At 72.7% G+C, this 14527-nt stretch carries 12 protein-coding genes; 4 read left to right on the top strand and 8 right to left on the bottom strand.

Features of this window, described 5'->3' with window-relative positions:
- Positions 1-21 precede the first annotated feature (21 nt).
- Positions 22-813 carry a lipoyl(octanoyl) transferase LipB gene (gene lipB, locus GWK25_RS31450; RefSeq protein ID WP_215454832.1) on the bottom strand — a complete coding sequence of 264 codons (792 nt, stop codon included), beginning with the start codon at positions 811-813 and terminating at the stop codon, positions 22-24.
- A gap of 412 nt (positions 814-1225) precedes the next feature.
- On the opposite strand from lipB, the gene GWK25_RS31445 reads away from it, so the two are divergent.
- Positions 1226-2665 (top strand): regulator, encoded by a 1440-nt coding sequence (locus GWK25_RS31445; protein WP_215454830.1) that lies wholly within the window; start codon positions 1226-1228, stop codon positions 2663-2665.
- Between the two features lie 155 nt (positions 2666-2820).
- Here GWK25_RS31445 and GWK25_RS31440 read toward each other — a convergent pair whose 3' ends face one another.
- Positions 2821-4218, bottom strand: coding sequence for an NAD(P)/FAD-dependent oxidoreductase (locus tag GWK25_RS31440; RefSeq protein ID WP_215454827.1), 1398 nt, complete (start codon positions 4216-4218; stop codon positions 2821-2823).
- A gap of 290 nt (positions 4219-4508) precedes the next feature.
- Positions 4509-5432 (bottom strand): TIGR01777 family oxidoreductase, encoded by a 924-nt coding sequence (locus GWK25_RS31435; RefSeq protein WP_215454825.1) that lies wholly within the window; start codon positions 5430-5432, stop codon positions 4509-4511.
- 103 nt (positions 5433-5535) lie between these two features.
- On the opposite strand from GWK25_RS31435, the gene GWK25_RS31430 reads away from it, so the two are divergent.
- Positions 5536-6024, top strand: coding sequence for a GNAT family N-acetyltransferase (locus tag GWK25_RS31430; protein ID WP_215454823.1), 489 nt, complete (start codon positions 5536-5538; stop codon positions 6022-6024).
- Between the two features lie 10 nt (positions 6025-6034).
- On the opposite strand, the gene GWK25_RS31425 is transcribed toward GWK25_RS31430, so the two are convergent.
- Positions 6035-7219: a MarP family serine protease gene (locus GWK25_RS31425; RefSeq protein ID WP_215454821.1), complete on the bottom strand. Its 1185-nt coding sequence runs from the start codon at positions 7217-7219 to the stop codon at positions 6035-6037.
- Between the two features lie 379 nt (positions 7220-7598).
- On the opposite strand from GWK25_RS31425, the gene GWK25_RS31420 reads away from it, so the two are divergent.
- On the top strand, positions 7599-8387 hold the full coding sequence (locus tag GWK25_RS31420; protein ID WP_251829114.1) for a peptidoglycan recognition protein: 789 nt from the start codon (positions 7599-7601) through the stop codon (positions 8385-8387).
- A gap of 169 nt (positions 8388-8556) precedes the next feature.
- Positions 8557-8841 carry a hypothetical protein gene (locus GWK25_RS31415; protein WP_215454819.1) on the top strand — a complete coding sequence of 95 codons (285 nt, stop codon included), beginning with the start codon at positions 8557-8559 and terminating at the stop codon, positions 8839-8841.
- A 26-nt stretch (positions 8842-8867) separates the two neighbouring features.
- On the opposite strand, the gene GWK25_RS31410 is transcribed toward GWK25_RS31415, so the two are convergent.
- The 4 genes from GWK25_RS31410 to GWK25_RS31395 all read right to left on the bottom strand — a co-directional run bounded on the left by GWK25_RS31410 (position 8868) and on the right by GWK25_RS31395 (position 14485).
- Positions 8868-9386: a DUF4240 domain-containing protein gene (locus tag GWK25_RS31410; protein WP_215454817.1), complete on the bottom strand. Its 519-nt coding sequence runs from the start codon at positions 9384-9386 to the stop codon at positions 8868-8870.
- 61 nt (positions 9387-9447) lie between these two features.
- Complete coding sequence (locus GWK25_RS31405) at positions 9448-10464, bottom strand: YafY family protein (protein WP_215454814.1); 1017 nt, start codon at positions 10462-10464, stop codon at positions 9448-9450.
- A gap of 248 nt (positions 10465-10712) precedes the next feature.
- Positions 10713-13415 carry a pyruvate dehydrogenase (acetyl-transferring), homodimeric type gene (gene aceE / locus GWK25_RS31400; RefSeq protein ID WP_215454812.1) on the bottom strand — a complete coding sequence of 901 codons (2703 nt, stop codon included), beginning with the start codon at positions 13413-13415 and terminating at the stop codon, positions 10713-10715.
- A 425-nt stretch (positions 13416-13840) separates the two neighbouring features.
- Positions 13841-14485: a GntR family transcriptional regulator gene (locus GWK25_RS31395; RefSeq protein WP_215454810.1), complete on the bottom strand. Its 645-nt coding sequence runs from the start codon at positions 14483-14485 to the stop codon at positions 13841-13843.
- Between the last annotated feature and the right edge of the window lie 42 nt (positions 14486-14527).

Genomic DNA, 14527 nt, shown 5'->3' with positions numbered 1-14527 from the left:
CGACATTCCCCCCGACGCGGACTACGCCGACGCCCGCTCCACCACCCGCGGCTGCAGGTCCGCGTTCTCCAGCACATCCCGGAGGTGGCGCTCGGCCACCGGCAGCACCTCGGCGATCGTGATGTCGCGGCCCAGTTCGGCGGCGAGAGAGGCGACCCCCGCGTCACGGATGCCGCACGGGATGATCCGGTCGAACCACTTGTTGTCCGGGTTCACGTTCAGCGCGAAGCCGTGCATGGTGACCCCCTTGGCGACCCGGATCCCGATCGCCGCGATCTTGCGGTCCTCACGCCGCTGGCCCGCGTTGGACGGCGCGTACTCCGGCCCGTTCATCCGGGGGTCGAACTCGTCGTCGGTCATCCGGGGGTCGAGGTCCAGCGACAGCCCGCCGAGCCGTTGCTCGACCGGGTCGCCGAGCACCCACACACCGCTGCGGCCCTCGACCCGGGTGGTCTCGACGCCGAACTCCGCGCAGGTGCGGATGAGGGCCTCCTCCAGGCGCCGTACGTGCGCCACCACGTCGACCGGCCGGGGCAGCTTCTGGATCGGGTAACCCACCAGCTGGCCGGGGCCGTGCCAGGTGATCTTGCCGCCGCGGTCGACGTCGATCACGGGGGTGCCGTCGAGGGGGCGCTCGTTGTCGGCCGTGCGCCGCCCGGCTGTGTAGACCGGCGGGTGCTCCAGGAGCAGCACGGTGTCGGGGACCTCGTCCGCGAACCGCGCCGCGTGCACGCGGCGCTGCTCGTCCCAGGCCTCCTGGTACTCGACGGCCTCCGTGCCGAACCCCATGCGGACGAACCGCAACCCACTCACGGCAAGCGCCTCCCTCGGCGGTGCCGCCGGGCGGCGGCACCGCGATAGCCCTGTGGCTCTGTCAGGCGCGTGACGCGCCCAAGCCACTGTACGACCGTACGACCGCGCACTGTTCGAGCGGTCTCGAGCGCTGACGGCCGACGGCCGTCGTACACGGCGCGGGGGTGCGGGCCGACGCTCGTCGTACGGCGCGGCCGCCGGGCGTACGAGGGGCCCAGCCGGCGCGTGTCGGAGACCGCCCACGTCAGCCGTGCGGCAAATCCTCACACGATCGGATGAATGGATGCGGAAGTGTGCGATCGGACGCTTACTCTCCGCTACATTCGCGCCGTTCACCAGGCCGCAAAAGGCTTCTCACCAGGCAATCCGGGAAACCCCGCCGACACCCGGAAGGCAGGAGACCGCACCGCAGATGACGGAACGACCCGCGCAGCGCACCCCCAACCGCCAGCTCGCCGCCCTCATCGCAGAAGCGGGGTTCTCGAACGCGGGACTAGCGCGCCGTGTGGACCAGCTCGGTCTCGAACACGGCCTCGACCTCAGATACGACAAGACGTCCGTCACCCGCTGGCTGCGCGGACAGCAGCCCCGGGGGACGACTCCCGCACTCATCGCCGAGGTGTTCACCCGCCGCCTCGGCCGCCGGCTCACCGCCCAGGACCTAGGCCTGGACGCCTGCGCCCCCGTCTACGCCGGCCTGGAGTTCGCCGCCACCCCCGAGGAGGCCATCGACATCGTCGGCGGCCTGTGGCGCAAGGACTCCGGCAGCCACGCCGAACTCCGCAAGATCGCGTTCACGCCCGCCGGACTCGTCGTCCCCAGCCGCGACTGGCTGATCGGGCGGGCCGACGACCGGGTGGGGCGCGGTGACCCGGCAGCCACTCGCGTCCCCCCGCAGGGCCGCCCGGCCGTCCCCCGGCAGCGCAGCCAGACCGAGCGCGGCCCCGGCCAGAAGGTCACCGGCGGGGACATCGCCGCGCTCCGCTCGGTGGGGGAGCTGTTCCGCGCGCTCGACGACGCGTACGGCGGCGGCCACGCCCGCCAGGCCCTCGTGCGCTACCTGGAGCACGAGGCCGAGCCCATGCTGCGCGGCGCCTACGGCGAGCAGATCGGCCGACGGCTGTTCGCGGCCGCCGCCGACCTGACCCGGCTGGCCGGCTGGACCTCGTACGACATCGGCGCGCACGGGCTCGCCCAGCGGTACTTCGTGCAGGCGCTCAGGCTGGCGCAGGCGGCGGGGGACCGGGCGTACGGGGCGTACGTGCTGGTCACGATGAGCCGTCAGGCCGTCTACCTGGGGCACGGTCGGGAGGCCGTGCAACTCGCGCGCGTCGCCCAGCAGGGCGTCGGGTCCGCCGTGCCGCCGGTGGTGCAGTCGCTGCTGCACTCCGTCGAGGCGCGCGGGCACGCGGTGCTGGGCGAGGTGCGGGCCTCCACGGCCGCGCTGGTCCGCGCCGAACGCGCCCTGGAGACGGCCCGCCCCGGGGACGAAGTCCCGTACTGGGCGCGGTTCTTCGACGAGGCGCAGCTCGCCGACGAGTTCGGGCACAGTCACCGCGACCTCCAGCAGTACCGGGCGGCCGCCCAACACGCGGAACGCTCCCTGCAGTTGCGGGCACCCGCGTACGCCCGCAGCCGCCTCTTCTGCCGTGTCGTCCTCGCCTCCGCCCGTCTCGGCCTCGGTGAACTCGACCAGGCCTGCCAGCTCGGCGCGGAGGCCGCGGGCCAGGCCGCCGAGATGCGGTCGGTCAGGGCCGTGGAGTACGTCCGCGACTTCGAACGCCGACTGGAGCCGTACCGGGACGCGGCCCCCGTGCGGGGCTACCGGGACAAGGTGGCGGCGCTGATGTAGGCGCGCGGCACACGGTAGGGGCGCCCGGAACAACTCCGGGCGCCCCTGCACCGTTCACGCGGCACCGCGAGGGCCCTGAGACCGCCGGACTGGTCCCCCACGAGTCCTCGCGGGCCCCGTGTGCCCCAGCAGCTCCCGGTCGGCCCCGCCGGGTCTCACGCGGCCGTTTCCAGCGGCTTCTCCAGGAACGTCGGGTGGGCGTCCAGATCGGTCAGGACCGCGTGGGCGGCTCGGCGGGCGGAGTGGAGGGCGCCCTGGACCGTGCTGGTGTCACGGTGGTCGCCGCAGACGTAGAGGCCGGCGAGCAGACGCACCGGGCGGCGCAGGTCGTGCGGCGCGGGCATCGCGGGGACCGCCTCGGGGACGTGGTACGCGGCGAGCAGTTCCCAACGGGTCGTGGATGTGCGGTAGAGGCGGGCCAGTTGGGCGCGGACCGTGGCGTCGAGGTGCGCGGCGTCCGGGGGAGTGCCGAGGACCGTGGAGGTGATCAGGGCGCGGCCCGCCGGTGCCCGGCTCGGGTCGACCTGGCTGATCACCGCCGTGTGCGAGACGGGTCCGCTGCGGTCGGCGTCGAGGAGCAGCGCCGGTTCGGTCAACGGAGGCTCGTCCGTGGCGTGGTGCAGGACCGTCACCGGGTGGAACTCCGGCACGCGCAGACCGGGGAGCAGTTCGGCGGCGGACCGGGCGTCCGTGGCCAGCACCACGGCCCGGCCGGCGAGTTCACCGTGGTCCGCCGTGGTCACCGAGGTCGTGCTGATGGCGGTCACCCGTACCCCGGTACGGACCGAGCCCGGCGGCAGCGCTGCCGCGAGGAGTTCCGGCAGGGTGTCGGCGCCGCCCTCCGGGACGCAGAGCCGGCCGGTCGCGTAGGTGTGCAGGGCCAGGTCGGCGCAGCGGCTGGAGGTCGTCAGCGCCGGGTCGGCGAGCAGCGCGGTCAGCAGGGGGCGGACGAAACCGTCGATCGTCCGGGGCGGGAAACCCCGGGTCGCCAGGGCCTGGGAGGCCGGGACCTCCGCCCGGGTGAGCAGCCGTTCGGGCGCGGTCGCGGCGAGCCTGGCCAGGGCCATGGCCAGCCGCGACTGATCGGCGGGAGCGCCCAGCCGACCGGGCCGGGTGCCCGTGGCACGGGCCTGGGGACGGCCCTGGTTCCGGGGGAGCCGAGGGGCGCTTGCGAGGGCGCGCGCGGCTGTGAGTGCGCCCCTCGCGCTTCGCAGGACCGGGGTGGCGCCGGCCCGTTGATGACGTCCGTCGGAGTGCAGCAGGACGCCGGGGGCGAACGGGCGCAGGGCCAGGGTGTCCACGCCCGGGGTGCGGCGCAGCTCCGGGTACGACGTGGAGAGCAGATGCGTCGTCCGGTCGAGGCGGAAGCCGTCGATCTTCTCGGTGGACATACGGCCGCCGACGGCGGGGGCGGCCTCCAGGACGAGGGTCCTGAGACCCGCCCTGGTCAGATGTCCGGCCGCAGCGAGGCCGGCCACGCCGGCTCCTACGACGATGACGTCCACGTCCCGCGTGTCCGCCTGGTACGCCGACTGGTGCACCGACTCAAGCACGTGCCCCTCCCGAGGTCGCGCGGCTGCGGGGACGTTATGCCCCCAACACCCATCTGAAATACCTGAGTTCGGCACGAGAGTGAAGGTGAGGGCCGGGCCTGGGGAAGGAGCGTGTGACCTCGCACGGGGGCATGGGCGGGGTGCGTGTGCGCCGGGCGTTCGGGGGGTGCGGGTCCACGGGCGAGCGCGGGACGAAAAGCCAGGGGCGCAGCCCCGGCTTTTCAGGGGCGCGAGGAACTGCGCGAGAAGCCCCACCGGACCCGCACCCGACAACGCACCCCCGGCCCCACCTACCGCCCCGCCGCCACCCGAATCGCGTCGTCGATCTCCGGATACCTGAACGTGAACCCCGACTCCAGCAACCGCGCGGGTACCGCCCGCGTGCTGCCCAGGACGTCACCGGCGACACCCCCGAGGGCGAGCCGCAGCGCGGGCGCGGGCACCGTGAACAGGGTGGGCCGGTGCAGCACCCGGCCCATCGCCGCCGTGATCTCACGGTTGGTACGCGGGGTCGGCGCCGTCAGGTTGAACGGCCCGGACAGCGACGGCGTGAACAACAGGTGCCGCAGCGCCGCGACCTCGTCGTGCAGGGAGATGAAGCTCCAGTACTGGCGGCCGTCCCCCATCCGCCCGCCCAACCCGGCCTTGAACAGCGGGAACAGCGGACCCCACGCACCCCCGCCCCGGGCCACCACCAGCCCCGTACGGGCGAACGCCGTACGGATCCCGGCCTCCCGGGCGACCCCGGCCGCTCCCTCCCACTCCACGCACAACGCGGACAGGAACTCCGACCCCGGCTCCGCCGACTCGTCCACCACCCGGTCACCGGTGTAGCCGTAGAACCCGATCGCGCTGCCGTTCACGAACACGCTCGGCGGGGTGTCGAGCGCGGCGGCGGCCTCGGCGAGCGTCCGGGTGCCGCGCACCCGGCTCTCGCGGATCGTCGCCTTGTACGCCTCCGTCCAGCGGCGGGACGCGACCCCCGCGCCGGCGAGGTTGACGACGGCCGCGCATCCCGCGAGCCCCGCCCCGTCGACCCGTCCCGCGTCCGGGTCCCAGCGCACCTCGCCGCGCGCCCGGGGCTCCCGCCGCACGAGCCGGAGCACCTCGTAGCCGTCCTCGGCGAGGGAACGGGCCAGCGCCGAACCGATCAGGCCGGACGCACCGGCGATCGCGATACGGGAACCGGGCGGAACGGGTGATTCAAGGGTCATGCCACCATCCTGCCCGGCGGAGGGAGCGACCGGTGGTCCGGGGCTCGCGAACCTGCCCGTACCGGCCGCCCGACGGCCGGTACGCCGCCGTACAGTGGCCGCCATGCCCGCTCCGCACATACGCCTGGCGACCTCGGACGACGAGGACACACTCGGGCGCCTCGACCGCGAGACCTGGTCCACGCTGCACTCCGTCCAGGAACGCCCCACGCAGCCGCACGAGCCGTTCTTCAACGAGCGTTACGGCCCCCACGACCACCTGGTGGCCGAGATCGGCGGCAGAGTCGTCGGCTATGTCCGCCTCGCCCTGCCCTCCAACCTCGCCTGTCACGCGCACGTCCGCCAGATCCAGGGTCTCGCCGTCGCGGACGAGGCACGCGGCGCGGGCGTCGCCCGCGCCCTGCTGCGCGCCGCGCAGGACGAGGCCCGGCGGCGCGGCGCACGTCGGCTCACCCTGCGCGTCCTCGGCCACAACACGCCCGCCAGGAAGCTCTACGAGTCCGAGGGCTTCGTCGTGGAGGGCGTCCTGCCGGAGGAGTTCCTGATCGACGGGGCCTATGTGGACGACGTGATGATGGGCCGTCGCCTCTGAGGCGTACGCCTCACGAGGTGACGAGGTCGCCCGTGTCCACCGGGGCCGTCGCGTTCGCGGCCCGCTCCGCGTCGGGGACGACCTCGTCCACGGTGAGCACGTAACCCGTCTCCGCGTCCGAGGTGGAGCGGGCGAAGACGACGCCGAAGACCTTGCCGTCGGTGGTGAGGAGGGGGCCGCCGGAGTTGCCCGGGCGGACGGTGGAACGGATGGAGTAGATGTCGCGGGTCACCGAGTCGGTGTTGTAGATGTTCCGGCCGGTGGCGTCGATACGGCTGGCGACCGTGGCCGCCTGGAGGTCCAGACCGCCGTCCTCCGGGTAACCGGCCACCACCGCCGCGTCACCGCGCCCGGCACTGTCGTCGAAGCGCAGCAGCGGGGCCTTCAGACCCGGCACGTACAGCACCGCCACGTCCTTGTCCGAATCGAACAGCACCACCTTCGCCTCGTACGCCTTGCCCACGCCCCCCACCCGCACGGTCGGCTCGTCGATGCCGGCCACCACGTGGGCGTTGGTCATCACACGCTCGGTGGCGTACACGAAGCCGCTGCCCTCGCGGCCCTGGGTGCCCGCGACGCCCTCGATCTTCACCGTGCTGCGCTTGGCGGCGCCGGTCGCGGCCGCGGTGACGCTGTCGCCGGAGGGCTTGGCGACCTCGGCCGTCGCCTCGTTCTCGAAGGGGTTGAAGACCTGCGGGAAGCCCGCCTCGGTGAGCGCCGAGGTGGCGTTGGAGAACCAGGCCGGGGTGGTCTCCGGCATGGTGTCCTGCACGGCGCCGAGCAGCGCGGAGTTACGGATCGAGTTGGTCACCACCGCCGACGAGGAGGCCCCGAGGACGCTCGCGGCCACCCAGGCCACGATCAGCACGGCGATTGTGTTGGCCGCGGCCCCGCCGACGCCGTCGGCCACCCGCAGCGGACTGCGGTCGATCTCCCGGCGCAACCGCAGCGCCAGCCGGCCCGCCAGCTCGTGCCCGATCACACCCGGCACCAGGACCGTCAGCACCGCCGTGATCGTCGCCGCCGGGGTGCCCGCCTCCACCAGCTCCATCATCCAGGGCAGCACCCAGACGCCTATCGCCGCGCCGCCGACGAAACCGGCGAGGGACACACATCCCGCGACCAGGCCGCGACGGTAACCGGACGCCGCGTAGGCCAGGATCACCAGCATCAGCAGGATGTCGAGCACGTCCACTCCGACCGCCTCTCTCTAGGGACCCTGTAGTACGCGCGGCACGGGGACAGTGATCAGCTCCGCCCCGCGCGGCACCCCGAGGGCCCGCGCGAACCGGCCATCGGCGCGCCGTCCCCGCCCCGAAGAGTAAAAACGTCCCGGACCACGGCGTTGGTTCCTTCCGCTTCCCCCGGGTGGCCCACTCCACATCGCGGCCGGCGCGCATCCGGGTGACTCTGGGGCCATGCGTGTGTTCCGGATGTCGCGGGGGGCGCGAATACGGCGGCTGCCGCGCGTGTGGCGCCGCCGCACACGGACCCCGCGCGCCCCGGAGCGGGCCCGGCAGCGGGCGCGCCGGGCCCCGGGCCGCGGGCGCCCGGCCCGGGAGCGTATGCGCCGGATGCGGGAGCGTATGCGCCTGGCCAGGGAGCGCGTGGACCTGCCCCGGCCGGTCCTCCTGCTGGCCCTCCTGACGGGGCTCGCGGCCGTGCTGGCCCTGGTGCTGTTCGCGATCGGCGCGGACCGTACGGACGAGCGGGCCGACGGGTCCGCCACCACCCGGCCCGCGCTGCCGCACCAGGCGCCCCGGCCCCCCATCGTGCCCAGGTCCCGCTGGCTGGAGAAGGACGCGCCCACCCAGCCGCCCGCTCGCTACGACGACGAGGTCGCCGCCGTCTTCATCCACCACACGGACTCCCCGAACGGCTACGACTGCGCCGACGCGCCCCGCATCATCCGTGGCCTCTACACCGGCCAGACCGGTGCCAGGCACTGGGACGACATCGGCTACAACTTCCTCGTCGACCGCTGCGGCACCATCTACGAGGGCCGCGCGGGCGGCGTCGACCGGGCCGTCACCGGCGCCCACACCCAGGGCTTCAACCACCGCACCACCGGGATCGCCGCCCTCGGCACCTTCACCGCCGGGGTGCCCGTCCCGCAGGCCATGACCGACGCGATCGCCGCGCTCGCCGCCTGGAAACTGGGCCTCTCCGACAGCGACCCCCGGGGCAGCGTCCGGCTCACCTCCAGCAACAGCCTCAGCCGCTACGCCGCCGGGACCACCGTCCTGCTGCCCACCCTCGCGGGCCACAGCGACGGCTTCATGACCAGCTGTCCGGGCGCGGCCCTCGCCGAGCGCCTGCCCGCGATCCGCGAACAGGCGGCCCGCCTCCAGGGCCGCTCCTAGGCCCTGTCGTCAACTTCCCGTCTGCCCCGCGGGCGACGACGGGAATGTGACGACAGGGCCTAGCCCGTACGACCGCTCACCCGTTCACAGACAGCGCGCCGCCGGCTGACAGGGGTCTCCAAGATCCGCGCCCTACCTTCGTCGTGTCACGTCGACCGGAGGTGGGGAAATGATCAGCAGTCGTACGGAGCACACGTCCCGCGCGCCGAGGAAGTCCTGGTCCTCGGCCCTGCGGAGCCCGTGGACGGTGGTCTGCGCGACCGCCGTCGTCGTGCTCGGCCCGTCCGCCGTCACCGCGTCCGCGCTGGAGCGCGCCAACTCGGCGACCCTGCACGGCGCCTCCGCCCCCGCGCACCCGGCCCCGGGCAAGGAACGACGCCACCACGGCGGGCCGTACACCACCGAGCAGCAGGCCTACCTGCCGCGCCCGACGAACCGCGGCCTGCGCGCCTGAACCCGCCGCGCCCGGGTGCCGCGGCCCTACGCCCGGAAACGCTCCCAGAGCTTCGGGAGGCGTTCGGCGAGTGCGGAATCCTCCTCGAAGTCGAGCGGGGTGCCCTCGGGTTCACCGGGCGCGGGCGGGATACCGAGGTCCGGGGCGACCACACCGGTGAGCTGTTCGTACGCCTCGTCCGCGGCGTACCCCAGCTCCTCGCCGTCCCCGTCGATCTCCTCGTCGAAGTCGTCCAGCAGATCGGCGAGCGCGTCCGGGTCGTGCACCGCCCCCTCGAAGACCTCCCGGCCCTGGCCGATCAACCAGCACCGGAAGAAGTCGAACGCGTCGTCGCTGGCACCGCCCAGCAGCACTGTGGCGGCGCCCCAAAGGTCCCAGGTGTAGGCGCGGTTGTAGCGGGACTCGAAGTGCCGGGAGAAGTCCAGCACCGCCTCCGGGTCCAGCCGGCCGAGCCGTTCCACGAGCAGGTCGGCCTGGTCCTCGGGATCGCCCTCGGCGTCCTCCCGGGCCGTGTCCACCAACTCCCAGAACTCCGTCTCGTCCATCACTGGTCCAGCATCGTGCCTGGGAGGGTGGGACGCACGTGGAGAACGACCCATTCTTGCCTCACGGCGCCCCGTACAGCTCGGCGAGCCGGCGCGCGTCCTCGGTGAATCGCTCCCGCAGCCCTTCGGGAGCCAGCACCTCGACCTCCGCTCCCAGCGCGGTGAGCTGGGTGTGCGCCACCTCCTCCGACTCCACACGGAGGGCGAGGGTCACCCGGCCGTGCTCGTCGGGGGCGTCGGCCACGCCACTCAACGCGTCCCGGGCCGACACGGGATCCACGACGTGCGGCAGCCTCCGCACCCCCTCCGCCGACAGCCGTACGACGACCTCGGCGCGCAGGATCGACCGGGCGAATCGTTCCGCCTGCTCGTCCCAGTAGGCCGGCAGATCGAACTCCTCGTCACGGGTGAAGCGGTCGTCACCGGTGTCGACGCCGGTGAAGCGGTCGATGCGGTAGGTACGGAAGACCCCTGGGCCCGGCCGGGCGCCGGGGCCGGAGGGGGCGCCCGCGTCGGGGACCCTGGCGCACAGGTACCAGACGCCGGCCTTGAGCACGAGACCGTACGGCTCCAGGGCGCGCTCGACCTCGGTGGATCCCTTGCGGTACCGCGCGACGATCCGACGGTCGTCCCAGACCGCGTCCGCCACGGTGGGCAGCAGCTCGGGCGTCTTCGGCTCCTTGAACCAGCTCGGCGCGTCGAGGTGGAACCGCTGGGAGGCCGTACGGGAGGCGTCGCGAAGGGAGGGGAGGAGGGCGGCCGAGACCTTCAGCCGGGCGGCGGAGGCCGCGTCCTCCAACCCCATCTCCCGCAGCGCGCCCGGCACACCGCTGAGGAACAACGCCTCGGCCTCGGTGCGGGCGAGTCCCGTCAGCCGCGTCCGGTACCCGCCGATCAGCCGGTACCCCCCGGCCCGGCCCCGGTCCGCGTAGACCGGCACGCCCGCCTCCGACAGCGCCTGGGCGTCCCTCGTCACGGTCCGCTCCGACACCTCCAGCTCCCGCGCGAGTTCGGCGGCGGTCATGGAGGGCCGGGACTGAAGCAGCAACACCATCTTGATCAGCCGGGCAGCACGCATGGGGCCATGATGCCGGGCCGGGATTACAAAAGGGGGTGCGTTGTCGGGTGCGTTCTTCGGGTGCGGGTCCGGTGGGGCTTCTCGCGCAGTTCCCCGCGCCCCTGAAAAGCAGAGGCTGCGCCCCATGGCTTTTCATCGAAGGGCCGAAGGCCCCTTCAGGGGCGCGGGGAACTGCGCGACCAGCCCCCACGGACCCGCACCCGCCGACGAAACCCGCGCCCCCGAGCCATCAGGCGCCCCTACAGCCCCTACAGCCCGTACCGCTCCCGGGCCTCCTTGACGGCCGTCGCCTTGACGTCGCCCCGACGCGCGAGCTGAGCCAGCGCGGCCACCACGATCGACTGCGCGTCGACCCCGAAGTGCCGCCGCGCCGCCTCACGCGTGTCGGACAGACCGAAGCCGTCCGCCCCGAGCGACGAGTAGTCCTGCTCCACCCACTGCGCGATCTGGTCCGGGACCTGCCGCATGTAGTCCGAGACGGCCAGCACCGGCCCCTCGGCCCCCTGCAGCGCCTGCCGCAGGAACGGCACCCGCTCCTCCCCGCGCAGCAGCGCGGCGTCGGCCTCCAGCGCGTCCCGCCGCAGCTCGCTCCAGGAGGTCGCGGACCAGACGTCGGCCGCCACCCCCCACTCCTCCGCGAGCAGCTTCTGTGCCTCCAGGGCCCAGTGGATCGCCGTGCCGGAGCCGAGCAGCTGCAGGCGCGGCGCGTTCGCCACCGGGGAGAGCCCCGCCGACTCGGCCGTGTTGAAGCGGTACAGGCCCTTGACGATGCCCTCGTCCACGCCCGCCACGGCCGGCTTCGCGGGCTGCGGCAGCGGCTCGTTGTAGACGGTCAGGTAGTAGAAGACGTTCGGGTCCTCGCCCGGGGCGGCCTCGCCGTACATCCGCCGCAGACCGTCCTTGACGATCGTCGCGACCTCGTAGGCGAACGCCGGGTCGTACGTCAGCGCCGCCGGGTTGGTCGCCGCGATCACCGGGGAGTGGCCGTCGGCGTGCTGCAGGCCCTCGCCCGTCAGAGTGGTGCGGCCGGCCGTCGCGCCGACGAGGAAGCCACGGCCGAGCTGGTCGCCGAGCTGCCACATCTGGTCGGCCGTGCGCTGCCAGCCGAACATCGAGTAGAAGATGTAGAACGGGATCATCGCCTCGCCGTGCGTCGCGTACGACGTCGAGGCGGCGATGAAGTCGGCCATCGAACCGGCCTCGGTGATCCCCTCGTTGAGGATCTGTCCGTCCTTGGCCTCCTTGTAGTACATCAGCTGGTCACGGTCGACCGGCTCGTACGTCTGGCCCTTGGGCGAGTAGATCCCGAGCGACGGGAAGAGCGACTCCATACCGAAGGTGCGGGCCTCGTCGGGGACGATGGGCACCCAGCGGCGGCCGGTCTGCTTGTCGCGGACCAGATCCTTGACGAGCCGGACGAAGGCCATGGTCGTCGCCACGTTCTGCGAGCCGGAGCCCTTGTCGAAGGCGGCGAAGGTCTTGTCGGCGGCGGCCGGCAGCGGGGCCAGCGCGTGCGTACGGCGGGCCGGGGCGGGACCGCCGAGCGCGGCGCGGCGCTCCTGGAGGTAGCGGACCTCGGGGGAGTCGGCGCCCGGGTGGCCGTAGGGCACGACCCCATCGACGAAGTCGCTGTCCTTGATGGGGAGTTCGAGCAGATCACGCATCTGCTTGAACTCGTCCGTCGACAGCTTCTTCATCTGGTGGTTGGCGTTCTTCGACGCGAAGCCCTCGCCGAGGGTGAAGCCCTTGACGGTCTGGGCCAGGATGACGGTCGGCGCGCCCTTGAACTCGACGGCGGCCTTGTAGGCGGCGTACACCTTGCGTGCCTCGTGACCACCGCGCGAGAGGTGGAAGCACTCCAGGATCTTGTCGTCGCTCAGCAGCTTCGCCATCTCGACGAGCGCCGGGTCCTTGCCGAAGAAGTCCTGGCGGATGTAGGCGGCGTCACGGGTCTGGTACGTCTGCACCTGGGCGTCGGGCACCTCGCGCAGACGGCGTACGAGCGCGCCGGTGGTATCCAGCTGGAACAGCTCGTCCCAGGCCGAGCCCCAGAGCGTCTTGACGACGTTCCAGCCGGCGCCCCGGAACTGGGCCTCCAGCTCCTGCACGATCTTGAAGTTCGCGCGGACCGGGCCGTCGAGGCGCTGCAGGTTGCAGTTGATGACGAAGGTGAGGTTGTCCAGACCCTCACGGGAGGCCAGGGCAAGTGCCGCCGTGGACTCGGGCTCGTCCATCTCGCCGTCGCCGAGGAACGCCCAGACGTGGGAGTTCGAGACGTCCTTGACACCGCGGCTGGTGAGATAGCGGTTGAAGCGCGCCTGGTAGATGGCGGAGAGGGGGCCGAGGCCCATGCTCACCGTCGGGAACTCCCACAGCCAGGGCAGCCGGCGCGGGTGCGGGTACGACGGGAGGCCCTCGCCGCCCGACTCGCGGCGGAAGTTGTCCAGGTGGGACTCGTTCAGCCGGCCGTCGAGGAAGGCGCGGGCGTAGATACCGGGGGAGGCGTGGCCCTGGATGTAGAGCTGGTCGCCCGAGCCGTCGGCCTCCTTGCCCTTGAAGAAGTGGTTGAAGCCCGTCTCGTAGAGCCAGGCGGCGGAGGCGAAGGTGGCGATGTGGCCGCCGACGCCGTATTTGGAGCCACGGGTGACCATCGCGGCCGCGTTCCAGCGGTTCCACGCGGTGATACGGCGCTCCATCGCCTCGTCACCGGGGATGCCCGGCTCGGCGGCGGTGGGGATGGTGTTGACGTAGTCCGTCTCGAGCAGCTTGGGCAGCGCGATGCCGTTGCCCTCCGCACGCTCCAGGGTGCGGCGCATCAGGTAGGCCGCGCGGTGCGGCCCGGCCGCCTTGGCGACGGCGTCCAGCGAGGCCTGCCATTCGGCGGTCTCCTCCGGGTCGCGGTCGGGGAGCTGGTCGAGCGCGCTCGGCTGGATGGCGTTGGAGTCGGTCATTGCGCCGCCTTCCTCAGTCGAAGGGGGTTCCCTCATCGGTAAGGGTTCGGGGGTGCCCTTGGTCTTTGGCAGGACAGGGCTGGGGCTTCGGTGGAAGCCCGTCGGCGACTGTAACCCGCTGATCGATGATCGATCAAAGGGTTGCGGGCAAAATATCTTGATCACGAGAAAGTCGGCACGGGGTGCCTTCGGCGACGACACCGGGTGCCTTGGCGATCCCGGGTTTGTGCAGGTGAGGCGGCGTTTGAGCGGGGGTTCGCTCAGGGGGTGGGTGGGTTGCGGCGCGTTGGCGGGTGCGGGTGCCTGGGGCTTCTCGCGCAGTTCCCCGCGCCCCTTGGTCACCCGGGCTCACCCATGCTTCCGAGGGGCGCGGGGAACTGCGCGACCAGCCCTCACTCACCCGCAGCCGAAAGCGCACCCCACCGCTACGCCGAAGGCTCGTCGTCCGTGTGCGGGGCGCAGCCCAGGACGTGGGCCTTGACCAGGTCCGCGATCCGCGGATCGCGGCGACGGAACGCGGCCACCAACTCCTCGTGCTCCTCGGCGTACGACTGCTGGACCGTCCCCAGCCACCGGATCGACAGCGCCGTGAAGACCTCGATCCCGAGCCCCTCCCACGTGTGCAGCAGCACCGAGTTGCCCGCCGCCCGCACCAACTCCCGGTGGAACGCCACCGTGTGCCGCACCTGGGACGTACCGTCGGCGTTCCGGTCGGCCTCGTACAGCGCGGCCACGTGCGGCTCCAGCGCCGAGCAGTCCTCCGCCAGCCGCTCCGCCGCCAGCTCCGCCGCGATCGCCTCCAGGCCCGCCCGTACCGGGTAGCTCTCCTCCAGGTCGGCCGCCGTCAGGTTCCGCACCCGTACGCCCTTGTTCGGCGCGGACTCGATCAACCGCAGCGACTCCAGCTCGCGCAGTGCCTCCCGCACGGGAGTCTGGCTGACCTCCAGCTCCGTCGCGATCCGCCGCTCCACGATCCGCTCGCCCGGCTTCCACCGTCCGCTCACGATCCCCTCCACGATGTGCTCGCGGATCTGTTCGCGCAGCGAGTGGACGACGGGCGCGGTGGTCATGCGGGCTCCTTCGGCGGGGGACAGAGCCCCAAGGGCGTTGAC

Origin of the sequence: Streptomyces sp. ATCC 21386 (assembly GCF_018728545.1) — a bacterium.
GTDB lineage: Bacteria > Actinomycetota > Actinomycetes > Streptomycetales > Streptomycetaceae > Streptomyces.
Note: the sequence above shows the minus strand (reverse complement) of the source record. Positions and strands in the feature narration are given on the sequence as shown.

Coding starts and splice junctions, on each gene's coding strand:
- GWK25_RS31445 (WP_215454830.1), top strand. CDS start 1,226: ATGACGGAACGACCCGCGCAGCGCACCCCCAACCGCCAGCTCGCCGCC.
- GWK25_RS31435 (WP_215454825.1), bottom strand. CDS start 5,432: ATGACCCTTGAATCACCCGTTCCGCCCGGTTCCCGTATCGCGATCGCC.
- GWK25_RS31430 (WP_215454823.1), top strand. CDS start 5,536: ATGCCCGCTCCGCACATACGCCTGGCGACCTCGGACGACGAGGACACA.
- GWK25_RS31420 (WP_251829114.1), top strand. CDS start 7,599: ATGCGGGAGCGTATGCGCCTGGCCAGGGAGCGCGTGGACCTGCCCCGG.
- GWK25_RS31415 (WP_215454819.1), top strand. CDS start 8,557: ATGATCAGCAGTCGTACGGAGCACACGTCCCGCGCGCCGAGGAAGTCC.
- GWK25_RS31410 (WP_215454817.1), bottom strand. CDS start 9,386: ATGGACGAGACGGAGTTCTGGGAGTTGGTGGACACGGCCCGGGAGGAC.
- GWK25_RS31405 (WP_215454814.1), bottom strand. CDS start 10,464: ATGCGTGCTGCCCGGCTGATCAAGATGGTGTTGCTGCTTCAGTCCCGG.
- aceE (WP_215454812.1), bottom strand. CDS start 13,415: ATGACCGACTCCAACGCCATCCAGCCGAGCGCGCTCGACCAGCTCCCC.
- GWK25_RS31395 (WP_215454810.1), bottom strand. CDS start 14,485: ATGACCACCGCGCCCGTCGTCCACTCGCTGCGCGAACAGATCCGCGAG.